This is a genomic window from Streptomyces sp. NPDC037054 (assembly GCF_055606745.1).
The window spans coordinates 47280-66261 of sequence record NZ_JBVJSJ010000003.1 but is presented as its reverse complement, the minus strand read 5'-3'; the positions used below and the strand labels follow the sequence as shown (position 1 = coordinate 66261).

Sequence of the window (18982 nt, the reverse complement as noted above, 5' to 3'; positions counted from 1 at the left end):
GGCCCGCCGTCCGCGACCCGACGTCACAGGAGCCCCGCAGTGACCGAGCTCAGCGCGGTGAAGGCCGCCCTCAAGACGCAGGCAGTAGAGACGCCGTCGTGGGCGTACGGGAACTCGGGGACCCGCTTCAAGGTGTTCGCGCAGGAGGGCGTGCCCCGGGACCCCTTCGAAAAACTGGCGGACGCCGCGAAGGTCCACGAGTTCACCGGAGTCGCGCCGACCGTCGCCCTGCACATCCCCTGGGACAAGGTCGAGGACTACGCGGCGCTCGCGACGTACGCCGAGGAGCTGGGCCTGAAACTGGGCGCGATCAACTCCAACACCTTCCAGGACGACGACTACCGCCTGGGCAGCGTCTGCCACCCGGACGCGGCGGTGCGCCGGAAGGCCGTCGGCCATCTGCTGGAGTGTGTCGACATCATGGACGCGACCGGATCCAAGGACCTGAAGCTGTGGTTCGCGGACGGTACGAACTATCCCGGCCAGGACGACCTCCGCGCCCGCCAGGACCGGCTGGCCGAGGCCCTGGCCGAGGTGTACGAGCGGCTCGGTGACGGGCAGCGGATGCTGCTGGAGTACAAGTTCTTCGAGCCGGCGTTCTACTCGACCGACGTCCCGGACTGGGGCACGGCCTACGCGCACTGCCTGAAGCTCGGCCCGAAGGCGCAGGTCGTCGTGGACACCGGCCACCACGCGCCCGGCACGAACATCGAGTTCATCGTGGCGACGCTGCTGCGCGAGGGCAGGCTCGGCGGGTTCGACTTCAACTCCCGGTTCTACGCGGACGACGACCTGATGGTCGGCGCCGCCGACCCCTTCCAGCTGTTCCGGATCATGTACGAGGTGGTGCGCGGCGGCGGGTTCACGCCGGACGTCGCGTTCATGCTCGACCAGTGCCACAACATCGAGGCGAAGATCCCGGCGATCATCCGCTCGGTGATGAACGTCCAGGAGGCCACGGCGAAGGCGCTGCTCGTCGACCGCGCGGCGCTCGCCGGGGCGCAGGCCGCGGGCGACGTGCTGGAGGCGAACGCGGTGCTGATGGACGCGTACAACACGGACGTCCGTCCGCTGCTGCGCGACGTGCGCGAGGAGATGGGGCTGGACCCCGAGCCGGTCAAGGCCTACAGGGCGTCCGGGTGGGCGGAGAAGATCGTCGCCGAGCGGATCGGCGGCGAGCAGGCCGGGTGGGGCGCGTAGGCCCCGCCGTCCGAGGTCCTGTTGTCCGACGTCGTCGCAGTCATCCCCTTCTGAAAAGGACTTAACTCCCATGGCCACCCACCCCGAAGCCGCCGCCCTGCTCGCCCGTTCCCACCGGCTCGGCGCCGATCCCCGCAACACCAACTACGCCGGCGGCAACGCCTCCGCGAAGGGCACCGAGACCGACCCCGTGACGGGGGGTGACGTGGAGCTGATGTGGGTGAAGGGGTCCGGGGGCGACCTCGGGACGCTGACCGAGGCGGGGCTGGCCGTGCTGCGCCTGGACCGGCTGCGGGCGCTCAAGGGCGTGTACCCCGGTGTGGAGCGCGAGGACGAGATGGTCGCCGCGTTCGACTACTGCCTGCACGGCAAGGGCGGGGCGGCCCCGTCGATCGACACCGCCATGCACGGACTGGTCGAGGCCGCGCACGTCGACCATCTGCACCCCGACTCCGGGATCGCGCTGGCCTGCGCGGCGGACGGCGAGAAACTGACCGCCGAGTGCTTCGGGGACAGTGTCGTGTGGGTGCCGTGGCGGCGGCCCGGCTTCCAGCTGGGGCTGGACATCGCGGCGGTCAAGGAGGCCAACCCGGGGGTCATCGGCTGTGTCCTGGGCGGGCACGGCATCACCGCGTGGGGCGACACCTCCGAGGAGTGCGAGCGCAACTCGCTGCACATCATCCGCACCGCCGAGCGGTTCCTCGCCGAGCGCGGCAGGCCCGAGCCGTTCGGCCCGGTGATCGAGGGCTACGAGCCGCTGCCCGAGGCCGGGCGCCGGGAGCGGGCCGCGGCGCTCGCGCCGTACGTGCGGGCCCTCGCCTCGCAGGACCGGCCGCAGGTCGGGCACTTCACCGACTCAGAGGTGGTGCTGGACTTCGTGGCGCGCGCCGAGCACCCGCGCCTGGCCGCGCTCGGCACGTCCTGCCCGGACCACTTCCTGCGGACCAAGGTGCGCCCGCTGGTGCTGGACCTGCCGCCGACGGCGCCGCTGGACGAGGCGGTCGCCCGCCTGAAGGAACTGCATACGGCATACCGCGAGGAGTATGCCGCCTACTACGAGCGGCACGCCGAGCCCGACTCCCCCGCGATGCGCGGCGCCGACCCGGCGATCGTGCTGATCCCGGGCGTGGGCATGTTCAGCTTCGGCAAGGACAAGCAGACCGCGCGGGTGGCCGGCGAGTTCTACGTCAACGCGATCAACGTGATGCGGGGCGCCGAGGCGGTCTCCACGTACGCGCCCATCGAGGAGTCGGAGAAGTTCCGCATCGAGTACTGGGCGTTGGAGGAGGCCAAGCTCCGGCGGATGCCGAGGCCCAAGCCGCTGGCGACGCGCGTCGCGCTGGTGACCGGCGCGGGCAGCGGCATCGGGAAGGCGATCGCGCGGCGGCTGGCGGCGGAGGGCGCGTGCGTCGTCGTCGCGGACCTCGACGGGGAGAACGCGGCCGCCGTCGCCGAGGAGTTGGGCGGCGCGGACAAGGCCGTCGCCGTGACCGTGGACGTCACGTCCGAGGAGCAGATCACCGAGGCGTTCCGGACGGGCGTGCTGGCGTTCGGCGGGGTCGACCTGGTCGTGAACAACGCCGGCATCTCCGTCTCCAAGCCGCTGCTGGAGACGTCGGCGAAGGACTGGGACCTCCAGCACGACATCATGGCGCGCGGCTCGTTCCTGGTCTCGCGCGAGGCGGCGCGGGTGATGATCGCGCAGGGCCTCGGCGGCGACATCGTCTACATCGTCTCCAAGAACGCCGTGTTCGCCGGCCCGAACAACATCGCGTACTCGGCGACCAAAGCCGATCAGGCGCATCAAGTGCGGCTTCTGGCGGCCGAGTTGGGCGAGCACGGCATCCGTGTCAACGGCGTCAACCCGGACGGTGTGGTGCGCGGCTCCGGGATCTTCGCGGGCGGCTGGGGCGCGCAGCGCGCGGCCGTGTACGGGGTGCCGGAGGACAAGCTGGGCGAGTTCTACGCGCAGCGGACCCTGCTCAAGCGCGAGGTGCTGCCGGACCACGTGGCGAACGCCGTGTTCGCGCTGACCGGCGGCGAGTTGACCCACACGACCGGCCTGCACGTCCCGGTCGACGCCGGCGTCGCCGCCGCGTTCCTGCGGTGACGGGCGTGAAGTCGTACGCCGCGGTCGACCTCGGCGCGTCCAGTGGGCGTGTCATGGTCGGCCGCGTCGACCCGGACACGCTGGAGCTGACCGAGGCGCACCGTTTCCCGAACCGGCCCGTGCGGGTGCCCGAGGGGCTGCGCTGGGACGTGCTCGGGCTGTACGCGGGCGTGCTCGACGGGCTGCGGAGGGCCGGTGCTCTTGGCGGCGGGCGGCTCGACTCGGTCGGCATCGACAGCTGGGCCGTGGACTACGGGCTGCTGGACGCGGACGGTGCGCTGCTCGGCAACCCCGTGCACTACCGCGACGACCGCACGGAGGGTGTCGCGGAGAAGGTGTGGACGACGGTGCCGGCCGAGGAACTGTATGCGGCAACCGGTCTGCAGTATGCACCCTTCAATACGCTGTACCAGCTGACGGCCGCCCGCTCCACGGCGCAGTTCTCCGCGGCGCGGCGCCTGCTGCTGATGCCCGACCTGCTGACGTACTGGCTGACGGGCGAGCAGGGCACGGAGCTCACCAACGCCTCGACGACGCAGTTGATCGACCCGCGCACCGGTGACTGGGCGCGTGACGTCGCCGCCCGGCTCGGCGTCGACCTGGGTCTGTTCGCGCCGCTGAGACGGCCGGGCGATCCGGCGGGCGTGCTGCGGCCGGAGGTGCTGGAGGAGACGGGGCTGGCCGGTCCCGTGCCGGTGACGGCGGTCGGCTCGCACGACACGGCGTCGGCGGTCGCCGCCGTCCCGGCCGTGCGGAAGCGGTTCGCGTACATCTGCACGGGCACCTGGTCGCTGGCCGGTCTGGAGCTGGACGCGCCGGTGCTCACGGAGGAAAGCCGGGCCGCCAACTTCACCAACGAGCTGGGCCTGGACGGCACGGTCCGCTACCTGCGCAACATCATGGGCCTGTGGCTGCTCCAGGAGTGCCTGCGGGCCTGGGGCGAGCCGGATCTCGGCGGGCTGCTGCTGGACGCGGCGAAGGTGCCGGCGCTGCGGTCGGTGGTGGACGCGGGCGACGCGGCGTTCCTCGCGCCGGGCCGCATGCCGGAGCGGATCGCCGAGGCCTGCCGCGCTTCCGGACAGCCGGTGCCGCACTCCCCCGCCGAGGTGACCCGGTGCATCCTCGACTCCCTCGCCCTCGCGCACCGGCGTGCCGTCACGGACGCCCAGCGGCTCGCCGGCCGTCCGGTGGACGTGGTGCACGTCGTCGGCGGCGGGGTGCGCAACGCGCTGCTGTGCCAGCTCACCGCCGACGCCTGCGGACTGCCGGTGGTGGCGGGCCCCACGGAGGCCGCCGCGCTGGGCAACGTGCTGGCGCAGGCCAGGGCCGACGGGCTGGTCGGTGACCTGGCCGGGATGCGGGAGCTGCTCACCCGGACCCAGCCGCTCACCCGGTACGAGCCGCGCGGCGGCACCGCCCGCTGGCGGGCCGCGCAGGCCCGGCTCGCCGCGGCGTGACGGGCCCTTACCCGCGCCCCGGGCCGGGACTAACCTGCACCCATCCGATGATCAACGACGGAGGAGCCGCGATGCGTGTCGCCCTGTTCCTGACCTGCGTCAACGACACGCTGTATCCGGACACCGGGCGCGCCGTGGTGAGACTGCTGACGCGGCTGGGCGTCGAGGTCGACTTCCCGATGGCACAGACCTGTTGCGGTCAGGCGCACTACAACACCGGCTACCGGCACGAGACGGAGCCGATGGCCCGGCACTTCGCCGAGGTGTTCGGCGGCTACGAGGCGATCGTGACGCCGTCCGGGTCGTGCGGGGCGATGGTGCGGGAGCTGTATCCGCGCCTCGGGGAGCGGGCCCGGGCCGAGGGCCGGGGTGACGCGCTGGCGGCGACGCTGGCGCCGGTGGTGCCGAAGACGTACGAGCTGACGGAGTTCCTGGTGGACGTGCTGGGGGTGACCGACGTGGGGGCGTACTACCCGCACCGGGTGACCTACCACCCGACCTGCCACGGGCTGCGCGGCCTGGGTCTGGGCGACCGTCCCCGGCGGCTCCTCGAAGCCGTCGGGGGGCTGGAGTTGGTGGAGTTGCCGGGCGCGGAAGAGTGCTGCGGGTTCGGCGGCACGTTCGCGCTGAAGAACGCGGACGTGTCGGCGGCGATGGGCACGGACAAGGTTCGCAACGCCGAGTCGACGGGTGCCGACGTCCTGTGCGCCGCCGACAACTCGTGCCTCATGCACATCGGCGGGACGATGACCCGCCTGCGGACCGGCATGCGCCCGGTCCATCTGGCGGAGATCCTGGCGAGCACCAAGGAGGAGCCGGCCTCATGAGTGGAACGTTCGTCGGCATGCCGGCCTTTCCGAAGGCCGCGCACGAGGCCGTCCACGACACGACGCTGCGCGGCAATCTGCGGCACGCGACGCACACCATCCGCGCCAAGCGGGCGGCGGCGGTCGCGGAGCTGTCCGACTGGACGGAGCTGCGGGAGGCCGGCAAGCGCGTCAAGGACCACACGCTGCGTCATCTCGATGAGTATCTGGTGCGGTTGGAGGAGGCGGTGACGGCGGCCGGCGGCGTCGTGCACTGGGCCGCCGACGCCGACGAGGCGAACCGGATCGTCACCGGACTCGTCAGGGCGACCGGCGAGTCGGAGGTCGTGAAGGTCAAGTCGATGGCCACGCAGGAGATCGGGCTCAACGAGGCCCTCCACGAAGCGGGGATCCACGCCTACGAGACCGATCTCGCCGAGCTGATCGTGCAGTTGGGCAAGGACCGGCCCTCGCACATCCTGGTCCCGGCGATCCACCGCAACCGCGGCGAGATCCGCGACATCTTCCGCACGGAGATGGCCGAGTGGGGCCGTCCCGCCCCCGAGGGCCTGACGGACACGCCCGCCGAACTCGCCGAGGCGGCCCGCCTGCACCTGCGGGAGAAGTTCCTGCGCGCCAAGGTCGGCATCTCCGGCGCCAACTTCATGGTCGCCGAGACCGGCACGCTCGTCGTGGTGGAGTCCGAGGGCAACGGCCGCATGTGCCTGACGCTGCCCGAGACGCTGATCTCCGTCGTCGGCATCGAGAAGATCGTGCCGACCTGGCGGGACCTGGAGGTGTTCCTGCAGACCCTCCCCCGGTCCTCGACGGCCGAGCGCATGAACCCGTACACGTCGATGTGGACCGGCACCACCGACGAGGACGGCCCGCGCACCTTCCACCTGGTGCTGCTGGACAACGGCCGCACCGACACCCTCGCCGACGAGGTCGGCCGCCAGGCCCTGCGCTGCATCCGGTGCTCGGCCTGCCTCAACGTCTGCCCGGTGTACGAGCGGGCCGGAGGCCACGCCTACGGCTCGGTCTACCCGGGCCCGATCGGCGCCATCCTCAGCCCTCAGCTGCGGGGCACACAGAGCGAGATCGACGCCTCACTGCCGTACGCCTCCTCGCTGTGCGGCGCCTGCTACGAGGTCTGCCCGGTCGCCATCGACATCCCCGAGGTGCTGGTGCACCTGCGGGAGCGCGTCGCGCAGGGCGGCCAGGTCACCCGCGACGGCAACAAGGTCGTCCTCAAGCCCGCCAAGGGCCACGCGGCGGAGCGGGCCGCGATCAGGGCGGCACGCTGGACGCTCACCCGGCCGGGCGTGCTGCGCACCGGGCAGCGGCTCGCCTCCCGCGGGCGTCGCCTCGTGCCGCGCACGTTGCCGGGTCCCGGCCGGGCGTGGACCGACTCCCGGGACGTGCCGGAGGTCCCGGCGGAGCCGTTCCGGGACTGGTGGCGGCGCACCGACGGCGGACGGAAGGACACGAAGTGAGCAGCAGGGAACGCATCCTCGGCCGGGTCCGGCGCGCGCTCGCCGACGTGCCGCGCGACGACGCGCCGTACGAGCGGGCCGTGAACCGGGACTATCTGCGTGAGCACGGCGACCGCGGCGTCGCGGAGACGGTCGATCTGCTGGCCGAGAACCTGGCCGACTACCGGGCCGTCGTGCACCGCTGCACGCCGGAGGACCTGCCCGCGACGCTCGCGGGGCTGCTGGCCGCGCGGGCCGCGCGGACGGTGCTCGTCCCGCCGGGTCTCGACCCGGACTGGCTGACGGTGACCGACGCGGAGCGGATCCCGGACCGGGCGGAGAGCACACCGCACGAACTCGACCGGGTGGACAGCGTGATCACGGGGTGCGCGGTGGCGATCGCCGAGACCGGCACCCTCGTGCTGGACGGCGGCCCGGACCAGGGCCGGCGGCGCATCACGCTCGTGCCCGACCACCACGTGTGCGTGGTGCGCGTGCCGGACCAGGTCGTCGCGGCCGTCCCCGAGGCCCTCGAACGGCTCGATCCCGCCCGCCCGTTGACGTGGATCTCGGGCCCCTCGGCCACCAGCGACATCGAACTCGACCGGGTCGAGGGGGTGCACGGCCCGCGCACCCTGGAGGTCGTACTGGTGGGGGATCTCACGTGACAGAGTAGGTGAACAAGCGCTTAGATGGGCCTGGCGGGTACCGCGCCGACCTGGAGGCCCTGTTGCTGTTCACTTCCGTCGACGACGTCTCCGCGCGCCTGGCCGAAACCGGCTACCTGGCGTCGCCCGCCGTCGCCACGACCGTCTTCCTGGCCGACCGCCTCGGCAAGCCCCTGCTGGTGGAGGGACCCGCCGGGGTGGGCAAGACGGAACTCGCCAAGGCCGTCGCCCAGGTCGCCGACGCCCGTCTCGTACGGCTCCAGTGCTACGAGGGCGTCGACGAGTCCCGCGCGCTCTACGAGTGGAACCACGCCAAGCAGCTGCTGCGCATCAGCGCGGGCCGCGACGAGTCGTGGGACGAGGCGCGCACGGACATCTTCAGCGAGGAGTTCCTGCTCGCGCGCCCCCTGCTGACCGCCATCCGCGGCGCCGACCCGAAGGTCCTCCTCGTCGACGAGACGGACAAGGCGGACGTGGAGGTCGAGGGCCTGCTGCTGGAGGTCCTCAGCGACTTCCAGGTCACCGTCCCCGAACTCGGCACGATCACCGCGCAACGCCGCCCGTTCGTCGTGCTGACCTCCAACGCGAGCCGGGAACTGTCGGAGGCGCTGCGCCGCCGCTGCCTGTTCCTCCACATCGGTTTCCCCGACGAGGAGCTGGAGCGCCGGATCGTCCGGCTGAAGGTGCCGGACCTGGACGAGGCGCTGGCCGCGTCGGTGGTCCGGGTGGTCGGCGCGCTGCGGGCCATGGACCTGCGGAAGGTGCCGTCGGTCGCCGAGACGATCGACTGGGCACGGACCCTGCTGGCACTCGGCGCCGACCGGCTCGACGAGTCGGTGGTGCGCGACAGCCTCGGCGTGGTCCTCAAGCACCAGGACGACATGACGAAGGCGGCGGCCAAGCTCGACCTGGACGCCGTGTGACCGCGTCCGCGCCGGGCGACGTCGCCGAGCGGCTGACGTCGCTCGTCCGGGCGCTGCGCGCGCACGGCGTCCGGGTCGGCACGGGCGAGACGGTGGACGCGGCCCGCGCGGTGACGGCGCTGGGCCTGGCCGACCGCGACCTGCTGCGGGAAGGGCTGGCCGCGACGCTGCTGCACACGCCGGACCAGCGACGCGTGTTCGACCCGGTCTTCGACCTGTACTTCCCGCGGGGCGTGGGCGGACCGGACGGCGAGCAGGCGGGCCGCGAGGAGCTGCGGGACCGGCTCGCGGCGGCGCTCGCCGCCGACGACCGGGCGCTGCTGGAGCGGCTGGCCGCCGAGGCGGTCGACGCCCTCGGCGGATACGGCTCCTCCCCGGGCTCGGACGGCTGGTCGGCGCACCAGACGCTGGACCGGCTGCGTCCGCAGACGCTGCTGGCCCGGGTCCGTGACGCGGTCCGGGCCGGGAACGCGAGCACCGGGTTCACCGACCGGCTGCTGGAGGACGAGATCCGGCAGCGCATCGAGGCGTTCCGGCGGATGGTGGGCGCCGAGGCGCGCCGCAGGGTCGCCGAGCGGCGGGGCCGGGACGAGATCGCCCGGCGCGCGGTCGCGCCGACGCCCGACCGGGTCGACTTCCTGCTCGCCGGCAAGGCCCAGCTCGCCGAGCTGCGCCGGACGGTTCAGCCGCTGGCCCGCAAGCTCGCCACCCGGCTCGCGGCACGCCGCCGACGGGCGTCGCGCGGCTCCATCGACCTGCGGCGCACCCTGCGCGGCTCGCTGTCGACGGGCGGCGTGCCGATGCGTCCGGTGCTGCGCAGGCGGCGTCCGGCGCGGCCGGAACTGGTGCTGCTGTGCGACGTGTCCGGCTCGGTGTCCGGCTTCTCGGACTTCACGATGCTGCTGGTGCAGGCGCTGCACGACCAGTTCAGCAAGGTGCGGGTGTTCGCCTTCGTCAACCGGATCGACGAGGTGACCGGTCTCCTCGAACACGGCGCCGCCGACCCGGAGGGGCTCGGAGCCCGCATCCGGGCCGAGGCGACGCTGACGGGCTGGCACGGCAGCAGCGACTACGGCGTGGCCCTGGGCGAGTTCACCGAGCGGTACGGCGACGCCGTCGGGCCGCGCGCCACGGTGTTCGTGCTGGGCGACGCCCGCACGAACCAGAGCGACCCGAACCTGCCGGCCGTCCGGTGGATCGCGGAACGGGCCCGCCGCGTCTACTGGCTGAACCCCGAGCCGGGCTCGCTGTGGGGCACGGGCGACTCCGCCGCGCCCGACTACGCCGAGCTGGTCGAGATGCACGAGTGCCGCAACGCGCGCCAGCTCGGCGCCCTGGTCTCCCGGCTGCTCCCGGTCTGAACCCGGGGCTGCTTCCGGTTGTGCCCGGGGCTGCTCCCGGTTGGCACCCTGTCGCGCCGGGTCACTGTGCCTTCGCGTAGTCCTGCGCCATGCCGCCCGCGAAGTCGTAGAGGACCACTTGTTCGTCGCCGACCACCCAGGCGTCGTGTCCGGGCGTGCACACGAACGCGTCGCCGGGGCCGACCTCGCCCTCGCCGCCGTCGTCCATGCGGATGTGCAGGCGGCCCTGGACGACGTAGCCGTTGTGGTGGACCTCGCAGCTCTCCGTGCCCGCGATCGGTGCCACCGACTCGGACCAGCGCCAGCCCGGCTCGAACGTGGCCACGGCGAAGTCCAGCCCGGACATGTGGACGGCCTCCAGATGGCCACTGGGGAAGTCCCGCCGCTCGTCCGGCTTGTCGAGCGTCTTCACCTCGAACATGACGCTCCTCCCTTCCGGCCGTGTTCAGTACGGCCGGGGCCGGTCTCCGTCGGCCTGGAGCGACCCGGCGGCAGCCCTGCCCCACCACTTCATCCTCCGCCCGTCAACCGGAGGGCGCCATCCGGGGGACGGCACGGCGGGGGGCACGTCGTGGTCACGCGCCGGGGCCGCAGAGCCGGGCGAAGCGTTCCGCGTCGATGTTGCCGCCCGACAGGATCGCCCCGATCCGGCGCGGCAGGGGGCCCGCGCGGCGACTGAGCAGCGCGGCCAGCGGGGTGGCGCCGCTCGGTTCCAGGACGATCTTCAGCCGTTCGAAGGCGAACCGCATGGCGTCGCGGATCTCGTCGTCCGTCACGAGGGCGACCGCGTCCACGAGCCGCCGGTTGACGGAGAACGTCAGCTCGCCCGGGGTGTGCAGGGCCTGCCCGTCGGCGATGGTGTGCGGGACGGGGATGCTGACGCGGTGGCCCGCCTCCAGCGACCGTTTGGTGTCGTCCCCGGCCTCCGGCTCGACGCCGATCACGCGGACGGCCGGGTGCAGTCCCTTCGCCGCGGTCGCGCTTCCGGCGATCAGCCCACCGCCGCCGACCGGGGTGATCAAGCAGTCCAGCTCCCCTGCTTCTTCGAGCAGTTCGAGTGCGGCGGTGCCCTGTCCGGCGATGACGTGCGGGTGTTCGTAGGGCGGGATGAGGGTGAGGCCGCGGTCGGCGGCGAGGGCCTCGGCGATGGCCACGCGGTCGCCTGTGTAGCGGTCGTAGGTGACGATCTCGGCGCCGTAGCCGGCCGTGGCGTCCCGCTTCGACGGCGGGGCGTCCTCCGGCATCACGATGACGGCGGTGCTGCCGAGTTCGCGGGCGGCGAGGGCGACGGCCTGGGCGTGGTTCCCGGACGAGTAGGCGGCGATGCCTCTGGCCAGTTGCTCGGGGGTCAGCCGGGAGGCCGCGTGGTAGGCGCCGCGGAACTTGAAGGCGCCGACGCGCTGGAAGTTCTCGCACTTGAGGTGGACTTCGGCGCCGACGAGCGCGTCCAGGGTGCGGGAGCGCAGGACGGGGGTGCGGTGGGCGACGCCCTCGATCCGGGCGGCCGCGTCACGGACGTCGTCGAGGGTGACGGGCGGGGTGGTGTTCGTCACGCGTGTCCTCCGGCGGTGGTGTCGCTTGCCTTGGCGGTTTTCGGGTCGGTCCCCCCGTCCTGCTCCGTGGTCCGCGCGCGGGACAGGTAGTTGTAGGCGGAGGCGCGGGAGATGCCGAGCCGGGCGGCGACCTGCTCGACGGCGCGGCGCACTTCGAAGACTCCGCGCGCATCGAGGGCGCGGAACAGCTCCAGGCGCGCGGCGCGGTCGAGTTCCGTCCAGCTCTTGTCCTGGCGGGTGCGGTGGGTGTCCACGACGGCGTCGACCACGGCGTCGATGTCGTTGCCGAAGGTCGTGGTCGGCAGTTCGGCGGGGGTGGCGGCGATGCCCGCGAGCGCGCCGAGCAGTTCGCGGGCCCTGGTGACGGCACCGATGTCGAGATTCACGCAGAGGGCGCCGAAGACGGTGCCCGTCGAGTCCCGCAGGAGCATGGTGGACGACTTCACCGGGGTGCCGTCCTGGGTGCGGGTCAGGTAGTTCAGGTCGTCGCGCGCGTCGTCGCCGTGGGCCAGGACGCGCAGGCCGATCTCGCTCATCGCGCCGCCCACGGCGCGTCCGGTGACCGATCCGGCGACGGCGACCACGGACTGCTCGGGGCGCCGGTAGTCGTGCAGCACGACCTCGCAGACGGGGCCGAAGGTCGCCGCGAGTCCGTCGACGACGGGGCGCAGGGCGGCCAGGATCGCGTCCCGCTCACCGTCCAGTGACCTCTTCACGTCCGCCCCCGTCCTCCGTCATCCGTCCAAGCACGTCTAGACTACACGTCCAGCCACTGGACGAAAAGTCCAATCACTTGATCGGGGGACGCCTACACGCTCGTGAGCAACTGCGGCGACAGTTCCTTGATCATCGTGTTGGTCCACCGCATCTGCCGCAGTGTCCGGGGATGGCAGGCGGAGGCCAGGGCGAGGAGGCCCTCGTCCCGGGTGGCCTGCGCGGTCTGGGCGAGCATCTCCCAGTACAGCGAGTTGCGCGCGGCGGCGAGGTGCAGGTCCGTCAGGTCGCGCAGGAGCAGCAGGCCCGCCTCGGGACGCCGGCCGAACGCCTCGGCCGCCTTCTCGCGCAGCGCGGTGAGGACACCGGGCGAGGGGTCGTCCCGCGCACCGCCGAGGTCGAGGCCGTGGTCGCGGCCCGTCTCGGCGAGCCCGGTGGTGTGGTCGCGGGACCAGCGGGCGAGGTCGGTCAGCACGTGGTGGATCTCATGATCGGCGCGGTGCCGTGCGGCGGCGGCCAACAGGTCGCGTTCCAGGTCGCGTTCGCCGTCGTGCAGGGCGCGCAGGGTGAGGGCGACGCCGGTCATGCCGTGCTCCCCTCGCGTGTGCCGCCGGCATCCCGTGCGCCGCCGGCGTCCCGTACGGCGTCGGCGTCCGCGTCGGCCCGGCGGGCGAGCAGGGTGACACGGGCCGCGCACGTCTTGAACAGGGGCTGCTTGGACACCGGGTCCCAGTCGGTGACCGTGCCCTCGTTGGCGGCCCGGCCGTCGCCGTCCCCGGGCGGGCCGTGGCCCTCGGGGGTGTCCCAGTAGCCGTAGTGGAACGGCAGGAAGACCATGCCGTCGCGGAGGGCGGTGAGCCGCAGCCGGGCGCGCACCGCACCGCGCGGGGTGGCCACCCGCACCAGGTCCCCGTCGGCGAGTCCCTGCCGGGCGGCCTCCGTGGGCGACATCTCCGCCCACACGTCGGGGGCGGCGGCGTTCAGTTCGGGGACGCGGCCGGTCTTCGTGCGGGTGTGGAAGTGGTACACGGTCCGGCCGGTGATCAGCTGGAGGGGGTGTTCGGGGGTGGTGTCCTCGTGCGGCGGGACGTACTCGGCCGCCCTGAGGACCGCCTTCCCCTCGGGGTTCAGGGAGCGGTAGTCGGCGGCCTCGGCGGAGGCCCCGGTGATCAGGTCCTTGCCGTAGCTCTCGCAGACGTCGGGGTGGGCGAAGGCGATGCCGTCCGTGTAGAGCCGCGCCGTGCCGTCGGGGGCGTCCTCGGTGCACGGCCACTGGATGCCGCCGGCGTCGCGCAGCCGCTCGTAGCTCAGGCCGGTGTAGTCGCAGGGGCGTCCGGCGCTGCACCGCTGCCAGGCGCGGAACGCCGACTCGGGGTCGCGCCAGCCGATCAGCGGACCGCCGTCCTTGTCGCGGAAGTCCATGCGGGACGCGTAGTCCAGGAAGATGTCGAGGTCCGGGCGGGCCCGGCCCGGTGGTTCGACGGCCTTCTCGGACAGGTGCACGGTGCGGTCCGTGTTGGTGAACGTGCCGGTCTTCTCGCCCCAGGTCGCCGCGGGCAGCACCACGTCGGCGAGTTGCGCGGTCTCGGTGCGGAACAGGTCCTGCGCCACGACGAACAGCCGCTCCTGCGTGAGGATCGAGCGGATGCGGCGCAGCTCCGGCAGGGACACGGCCGGATTGGTGCCGGTGATCCACAGCATGCCGATCGATCCCTGTTCGGCGTAGCGGAACATCTGCATCGCGTGCGTGGGCGGCCCGTAGTGCGGGACGGCCTCCGGCTCGACGTTCCACACCTCGGCCAGCTCGGCGACGTGCGCGTCGTTCTGCCAGTTCCGGAAGCCGGGCAGATCGCCGTCGGCGCCGCACTCCCGGGTGTTCTGGGCGCTGGGCTGGCCGTTCATCTGGAGCAGGCCGCAACCCGGGCGGCCCAGCATGCCGCGGATCAGATGCAGGTTGTTGACCTGGACGGCCGCGGCGGTGGCCTGGTGCGACTGGTAGACGCCCTGCAGCACGGTCGACAGCAGCCGTCGCGCGCCGCCGAGCAGCTCCGCCGCCCGCTCGATCCCGGCGGCCGGCACGTCGCAGATGCGCCCGGCCCAGCGGGGCGTGCACGGCTCGACGGCGGCGGCGAGTTCGTCGTAGCCGACCGTGTGCGCGTCGATGAAGGCGCGGTCGATCCGGCCGGTGCGGACGATCTCGTGCAGCAGGGCGTTGAGCAGCGCGAGGTTCGTGCCCGCGCGCGGGGCGAGGTGGACGTCGGCGCGCCGCGCCACGCGCGTGTGCCGCGGGTCCACGCAGAGCAGCGCGGGCGGGTCGTCGCCGGCGAGGCGGTCCAGGACCCGCATCCACAGCACGGTCTGCGTCTCGGCCATGTTGTGCCCGAACAGGGCGATCGTGTCGGCGTGGTCGACGTCCTCGTAGGAGCCGGGCTGTCCGTCGCTGCCGAAGGTCTGCTTCAGGGCCTCGGCCGCGGTCGCCGTGCACAGCCGGGTGTTTCCGTCGAGGTGGTTGGTGCCGACGCCGGCGTGGGCGAGGACGGCGAGCGTGTAGTACTCCTCCAGGAACAGCTGGCCCGTGGTGTAGAAGCCGATCGAGCCGGGGCCCCGCTCGTCCAGCAGTTCCCGGGAGCGCCGCACGATCCGGTCCATGGCGGTGTCCCAGTCGCACTCCACAAGGCGACCGTCCTCGCGCACGAGAGGCCTGGTCAGCCGGTCCGGGGAGTGGTTCGCCTGCCAGCCGTAGAGGTCCTTCGGGCCGAGCCTCCCCCGGTTCACCCGGTCCGCTGCGCGGCCCCGGACGCCGACGATGCGGCCCTGCCGTACGGCGATGTCCATCGCGTCGCCGTTGGAGTGCAGCAGCGAGGCCGACGGCACCCAGCGCTCCACGTCCGCCTCGGTGACCCCGGCCGCGAGGTGCGTGTCGACGCGCGCCGGCCAGGGCGTGCCGGGGCCGTAGGGCGTGCGCTCGCCCCAGGGGTCGTCGATGCGTGCTTCGGCCACGGGGCACCACTCCTCCGCCGGACGGGTCGGCCCGCCGGGTACCCCGCCGGACGTCCCCCGCACCCGGCCGTCCCGCGCGACGCGCCGTTGTCAGTGGCCCGCGTTACGGTGCTCGAAAACGGCTTCCCACCCGATTTCAGGAGGTTCCCATGGCCTCGCGCCTCAACCCGTACCTCAGCTTCGACGGTGACGCCCGCCAGGCGATGGAGTTCTACAAGGACGTCTTCGGCGGCACGCTCGTCCTCAACAGCTACGGCGACTTCGGCCAGGCCGACACGCCGGACGCCGACAAGGTCATGCACGGCATGCTGGAGACACCCTCGGGCTTCACGCTGATGGCCTCCGACGTCCCACCGGGGATGGACCACAACCCGGGCAACAGTTTCTCCGTCAGCCTCAGCGGCGAGGACGACACGGAACTGCGCGGCTACTGGGAGAAGCTGTCCCAGGGCGGCTCGGTGGCCGTGCCGCTGGAGAAGCAGATGTGGGGCGACGTGTTCGGCATGTGCACCGACCGGTTCGGCGTCCCGTGGATGGTCAACATCGCCCAGCCCCAGGGCTGACGCGCCCCGGCGCGAAGGAAGCGCCGCGCGTGGCCCGCGCGGCGCTCCCCGTGGCGCTCAACCGGTTACGGCGTCACACAGCCGATGGTTCCGGCGGGCAGGTTGTTGCCCGTCGACGACGCCGTGAAGCCGAACGTCGTCGTGCCGTCCGCCGCCACGGTCCGGTTGTGGTCGGCGTTTCTGACCGTGACCGTGCCGTCCGACGCTGTGGACAGCGTTCCGTTCCAGACACTGGTGATCTTCGTGCCGGCGCCGGGCTTCCACTGCACCGCCCAGCCGTTGAGCGGGGACGTGCCGTGGTTCATGACCTCCACGGAGCCCTGGAAGCCACCGCCCCAGGAGTTCACGATCTTGTAGACGGCCATGCAGGACCCGGTGTGGGTCGGGTCCGGGGTGGGCGTCGTCGGGTCCGGGCTCGGCGTGGTGCCGCCGTTGCGGATGCCGGTGACCTCTCCGTTGCCGCCGTCGAAGACGACGTCGGAGCAGGAGAAGAAGTTCTCCTGGCTGTCCGAGCGCACCCACTGGATGAAGATCACCGCGTTCCCGGACCGGCCCGAGGGCAGCCTCAGGTCCCAGGCGTAGTGGCCGCCGTTGGTGCCGGGCGAGCCCGTCTGGGGCGGGTTGGTGACCGTCTGGATCAGCTCCAGGTCGTCCCAGCCGAGCTCGGTGCTCGGCGAGTAGCCCGGCTTGGAGACGTAGACCCGGAAGTCACCGGGGTGCGCGGCCCAGTTGCTGTACTTGACCTTCATGGTCGCGCCGGACGTCAGATGGGTCCGCGGCCAGTCGGAGCGGGCCATGTTGTAGGCGGAGAAGTTGTACGGCGACCGGTCACCGGCGCTGCACAGCTTCCCGTCGGGCACATAACCGGCGCCGCGTCCGCCCGCGTTGGAGTCGAGGACGGCGAACCAGTTGTAGAGGGCCGTGGCGCCGCTCTGGTTGAGGGCGTCCCGGCACGCCGGGTTGGTCGGGTCCAGGGCGCCGGTGCCTGTGATGGCGTCCAACTGGCACAGGTAGGTGCGCGAGCCGGGCATCATCGCCACCCCGTGCGCCTCGGCCTTGCCCTGCCCGAGCAGGGTCAGACCGAGCGCGCCGAGCAGTGTGGCCAGCACCGCCGCCAGGGAGATCAATCTCGTGCGTAATGACATGGGCTCTCCTGTCCCGAATGGTTCACTTCCGCGGTTCTGTTGCGCTGCGTTGCCGTGGTGCCGTCGTGCTGTGGTGCGGCGGATCCGTGGTGCTCGGTGCCCTCCGTCCCGCGACCGGTGGCCGCGGGACGAAGGCGCTGGTGCCCCCGTCCGTCCGGGGCGGCTCCCACCGGACGGACAGGGGTGCATGGGGGGTCGGGCGGACGCGGAACACCGGCGGATCGCGGGGCGGTCGAGGTGCCGGTGGTCCGGGTCAGGTGCCCGTGCAGCCCGGCGCGGGCGCGCCGTCGAGGGAGGTGAGGGGGACGGCGACGCGGCCCGTCACCGGCAGCGGCAAGTCCTCGTAGGGGTGAGCGGTGACCCGTACGGCGGACGGGGCGGCGGCGGTCAGCCCGGTCAGGGCGAGGGTCGCGGCGCACAGCGCGGCCACGGTGGCCGGGCGGCTGACGGACGGCGTGCGGCTCATGGGGAACGGCCTTTCCGTGCGGTCCACGTCGGTCGTGCCCCGGGACCCGCCCTGTCGGCGCTGGGGAAGCGAGCGGGTCCCGGAGCGTTGGGGAAGCGGCGGGGTGACGGTCCCACCGCAGGCGTTGCACGCTGGTGCGGGTGTCGCGGGCCGGCTCGGGCGTTGCGGGCCGGCCCGGGTGCTACACGCTGGTGCAGGCGGTGCCGTTCAGGCTGAAACCGGTCGGCTTCGCGAAGGTGCCGCTGTACGTGCCCTGGAAGCCGAAGGTCGTGCTCCCGCCGGCGGCGATGCGCGTGTTGTGGGCGACCGGGCTCGCCGTGACCGCGCCCGAACTCGGGCTCACCGTGGCGTTCCAGGCGCTGGAGATGCGCTGTCCGGAGGGCAGCGTGAAGGCGAGCTTCCAGCCGTCGACCGGAGCCGAACCGTTGTTCTTGACGGTGACGTCGGCCGTGAAGCCGCCCGACCAGACGTTCGTCGCGTACGTCACCTGGCAGGCCGCCGGGCCGCCGGGGGTGCCCGGGTCGGTGGAGCCGCCGGTGTTGACGCTGGAGGAGAAGGAGTTCACGGCGAGGCCCGCGCCGTTCTGCCAGGGCTCGAAGCCGGCCTGGACGCTCGTCAGGTACCAGTTGTTCTGGGCCATTCCACGGGCGACCGTCGCGTCGACGAAGTCCATCACGTCGAAGCTCCAGCTGGAGATCGCGGACGGCGCGACGAAGGACAGCACGTCGTTGGAGCCGTTGCTGCCCGACCACACCTGCCAGCTGCGGCCGCCGACGGTGGCCGTGCCGACCTGGGAGCCGATCGGCTGGATCGAACCGACCTTGTTGAACCAGATCATGATCTCGGTCCGGTTCACGCCGTCGGTCTTGGGCGTCGGATCCAGCCAGATGTCGTACGAGGCGTTGTAGACGGCGTTGCTGACGTAGCCGTAGGAGATGCTGGAGGGCGCGCTGGAGATGCTGCTGATCTGCGCGGGGAGGTTGGTCCCCGGCGAACAGTTGGTGTAGTGGCAGCCGTTGAAGACCGACGGGTACGACTTCGGGGCGCCGTTGGTGGGCACGGAGCCGTCGGCCTGCGAGAGGCGGAAGCCGGTGTCGGTGGCGGTGACGCACTGGGTCGCGCTGGTGCCCCAGCGGTTGTTCTGGACGACGTAGCGTCCCTGGATGACGGTCGACCCGAACTGCTCGCAGATGGTGGTGTCGGCCTGGGCGGGTGCCGTCGCGGTCACCAGAGCCGCGACGGAGGCGAGGGCGGTGAGGATCGTTGCCAACAGTCCGCGCAGGGCGCGGGTTTGACGCCGTAACGGTCGCATGCGGAGGCCTCTCCGGGAGGTTGCGGGTGGCGAACCGGGTGGGAGCGCTCCCATCTCCCCACTGATGGGAGCGCTCCCATTTCCCGGTTCGGACGGGACTGTAGAAGCCGCCCATGTCCCTGACAACCCCGTGCGCACCAATCGCGTCGAACCAATTTCGAAGCCGCAGGTCACCGGGGTTGATCCAGAACGGCCTCCCGGCGTCTGGGAGCGCTCCCGAAACATTCGG

General features: G+C 72.4%; 17 protein-coding genes. 9 read left to right on the top strand and 8 right to left on the bottom strand.

Going from position 1 to position 18982, the window contains the following annotated elements; all coding sequences use genetic code 11:
* The first annotated feature begins 39 nt into the window (after nucleotides 1-39).
* From rhaI to ACZ7D7_RS08840, 8 genes are all read left to right on the top strand, one after another.
* Nucleotides 40-1200 carry an L-rhamnose isomerase gene (gene rhaI, locus ACZ7D7_RS08875; RefSeq protein WP_470823279.1) on the top strand — a complete coding sequence of 387 codons (1161 nt, stop codon included), beginning with the start codon at nucleotides 40-42 and terminating at the stop codon, nucleotides 1198-1200.
* A 70-nt stretch (nucleotides 1201-1270) separates the two neighbouring features.
* Nucleotides 1271-3310, top strand: coding sequence for a bifunctional aldolase/short-chain dehydrogenase (locus ACZ7D7_RS08870; protein ID WP_470823278.1), 2040 nt, complete (start codon nucleotides 1271-1273; stop codon nucleotides 3308-3310).
* A 5-nt stretch (nucleotides 3311-3315) separates the two neighbouring features.
* Nucleotides 3316-4767 carry a rhamnulokinase gene (locus ACZ7D7_RS08865; RefSeq protein WP_470823277.1) on the top strand — a complete coding sequence of 484 codons (1452 nt, stop codon included), beginning with the start codon at nucleotides 3316-3318 and terminating at the stop codon, nucleotides 4765-4767.
* 71 nt (nucleotides 4768-4838) lie between these two features.
* Nucleotides 4839-5594 (top strand): (Fe-S)-binding protein, encoded by a 756-nt coding sequence (locus tag ACZ7D7_RS08860; protein WP_470823276.1) that lies wholly within the window; start codon nucleotides 4839-4841, stop codon nucleotides 5592-5594.
* A complete protein-coding gene (locus ACZ7D7_RS08855; RefSeq protein WP_470823275.1) occupies nucleotides 5591-7069 on the top strand; it encodes a LutB/LldF family L-lactate oxidation iron-sulfur protein in 1479 nt (492 codons plus the stop codon). The genes ACZ7D7_RS08860 and ACZ7D7_RS08855 overlap by 4 nt, the downstream gene beginning before the upstream one ends.
* Nucleotides 7066-7716, top strand: a complete 651-nt coding sequence (locus tag ACZ7D7_RS08850) for a LutC/YkgG family protein (RefSeq protein ID WP_470823274.1) — start codon at nucleotides 7066-7068, stop codon at nucleotides 7714-7716. The genes ACZ7D7_RS08855 and ACZ7D7_RS08850 overlap by 4 nt, the downstream gene beginning before the upstream one ends.
* Before the next feature lie 65 nt (nucleotides 7717-7781).
* Complete coding sequence (locus ACZ7D7_RS08845; RefSeq protein WP_470823690.1) at nucleotides 7782-8639, top strand: AAA family ATPase; 858 nt, start codon at nucleotides 7782-7784, stop codon at nucleotides 8637-8639.
* Nucleotides 8636-10000, top strand: coding sequence for a vWA domain-containing protein (locus tag ACZ7D7_RS08840; protein ID WP_470823273.1), 1365 nt, complete (start codon nucleotides 8636-8638; stop codon nucleotides 9998-10000). Before ACZ7D7_RS08845 ends, ACZ7D7_RS08840 begins: the two co-directional genes overlap by 4 nt.
* 61 nt (nucleotides 10001-10061) lie before the next feature.
* Here ACZ7D7_RS08840 and ACZ7D7_RS08835 read toward each other — a convergent pair whose 3' ends face one another.
* The 5 genes from ACZ7D7_RS08835 to ACZ7D7_RS08815 all read right to left on the bottom strand — a co-directional run bounded on the left by ACZ7D7_RS08835 (nucleotide 10062) and on the right by ACZ7D7_RS08815 (nucleotide 15267).
* Nucleotides 10062-10421 (bottom strand): cupin domain-containing protein, encoded by a 360-nt coding sequence (locus tag ACZ7D7_RS08835; protein ID WP_470823272.1) that lies wholly within the window; start codon nucleotides 10419-10421, stop codon nucleotides 10062-10064.
* A 154-nt stretch (nucleotides 10422-10575) separates the two neighbouring features.
* On the bottom strand, nucleotides 10576-11553 hold the full coding sequence (locus tag ACZ7D7_RS08830) for a pyridoxal-phosphate dependent enzyme (protein WP_470823271.1): 978 nt from the start codon (nucleotides 11551-11553) through the stop codon (nucleotides 10576-10578).
* On the bottom strand, nucleotides 11550-12269 hold the full coding sequence (locus ACZ7D7_RS08825) for a helix-turn-helix transcriptional regulator (RefSeq protein WP_470823270.1): 720 nt from the start codon (nucleotides 12267-12269) through the stop codon (nucleotides 11550-11552). Before ACZ7D7_RS08825 ends, ACZ7D7_RS08830 begins: the two co-directional genes overlap by 4 nt.
* Nucleotides 12270-12361: 92 nt before the next feature.
* Entirely contained in the window at nucleotides 12362-12853 is a 492-nt protein-coding gene (locus tag ACZ7D7_RS08820; RefSeq protein WP_470823269.1) for a hypothetical protein, read from the bottom strand.
* The gene (locus ACZ7D7_RS08815; RefSeq protein ID WP_470823268.1) at nucleotides 12850-15267 is read right to left on the bottom strand and encodes a molybdopterin oxidoreductase family protein; all 2418 of its coding nucleotides are present in this window, start codon (nucleotides 15265-15267) and stop codon (nucleotides 12850-12852) included. Before ACZ7D7_RS08815 ends, ACZ7D7_RS08820 begins: the two co-directional genes overlap by 4 nt.
* A gap of 149 nt (nucleotides 15268-15416) precedes the next feature.
* On the opposite strand from ACZ7D7_RS08815, the gene ACZ7D7_RS08810 reads away from it, so the two are divergent.
* Nucleotides 15417-15830 (top strand): VOC family protein, encoded by a 414-nt coding sequence (locus ACZ7D7_RS08810; RefSeq protein WP_470823267.1) that lies wholly within the window; start codon nucleotides 15417-15419, stop codon nucleotides 15828-15830.
* Between the two features lie 65 nt (nucleotides 15831-15895).
* Here ACZ7D7_RS08810 and ACZ7D7_RS08805 read toward each other — a convergent pair whose 3' ends face one another.
* The 3 genes from ACZ7D7_RS08805 to ACZ7D7_RS08795 all read right to left on the bottom strand — a co-directional run bounded on the left by ACZ7D7_RS08805 (nucleotide 15896) and on the right by ACZ7D7_RS08795 (nucleotide 18753).
* A complete protein-coding gene (locus ACZ7D7_RS08805; RefSeq protein ID WP_470823266.1) occupies nucleotides 15896-16975 on the bottom strand; it encodes a lytic polysaccharide monooxygenase auxiliary activity family 9 protein in 1080 nt (359 codons plus the stop codon).
* 253 nt (nucleotides 16976-17228) lie between these two features.
* Nucleotides 17229-17441, bottom strand: coding sequence for a hypothetical protein (locus ACZ7D7_RS08800; RefSeq protein WP_470823265.1), 213 nt, complete (start codon nucleotides 17439-17441; stop codon nucleotides 17229-17231).
* A 181-nt stretch (nucleotides 17442-17622) separates the two neighbouring features.
* The gene (locus ACZ7D7_RS08795) at nucleotides 17623-18753 is read right to left on the bottom strand and encodes a glycoside hydrolase family 12 protein (RefSeq protein WP_470823264.1); all 1131 of its coding nucleotides are present in this window, start codon (nucleotides 18751-18753) and stop codon (nucleotides 17623-17625) included.
* Nucleotides 18754-18982: the final 229 nt, after the last annotated feature.

Bases quoted from the DNA above. Each gene is read 5' to 3' on its own strand.
- ACZ7D7_RS08820 (WP_470823269.1), bottom strand. From the start codon at position 12,853: ATGACCGGCGTCGCCCTCACCCTGCGCGCCCTGCACGACGGCGAACGC.
- ACZ7D7_RS08860 (WP_470823276.1), top strand. From the start codon at position 4,839: ATGCGTGTCGCCCTGTTCCTGACCTGCGTCAACGACACGCTGTATCCG.
- ACZ7D7_RS08855 (WP_470823275.1), top strand. From the start codon at position 5,591: ATGAGTGGAACGTTCGTCGGCATGCCGGCCTTTCCGAAGGCCGCGCAC.
- ACZ7D7_RS08835 (WP_470823272.1), bottom strand. From the start codon at position 10,421: ATGTTCGAGGTGAAGACGCTCGACAAGCCGGACGAGCGGCGGGACTTC.
- ACZ7D7_RS08795 (WP_470823264.1), bottom strand. From the start codon at position 18,753: ATGCGACCGTTACGGCGTCAAACCCGCGCCCTGCGCGGACTGTTGGCA.
- ACZ7D7_RS08800 (WP_470823265.1), bottom strand. From the start codon at position 17,441: ATGAGCCGCACGCCGTCCGTCAGCCGCCCGGCCACCGTGGCCGCGCTG.
- ACZ7D7_RS08805 (WP_470823266.1), bottom strand. From the start codon at position 16,975: ATGTCATTACGCACGAGATTGATCTCCCTGGCGGCGGTGCTGGCCACA.
- ACZ7D7_RS08810 (WP_470823267.1), top strand. From the start codon at position 15,417: ATGGCCTCGCGCCTCAACCCGTACCTCAGCTTCGACGGTGACGCCCGC.
- ACZ7D7_RS08870 (WP_470823278.1), top strand. From the start codon at position 1,271: ATGGCCACCCACCCCGAAGCCGCCGCCCTGCTCGCCCGTTCCCACCGG.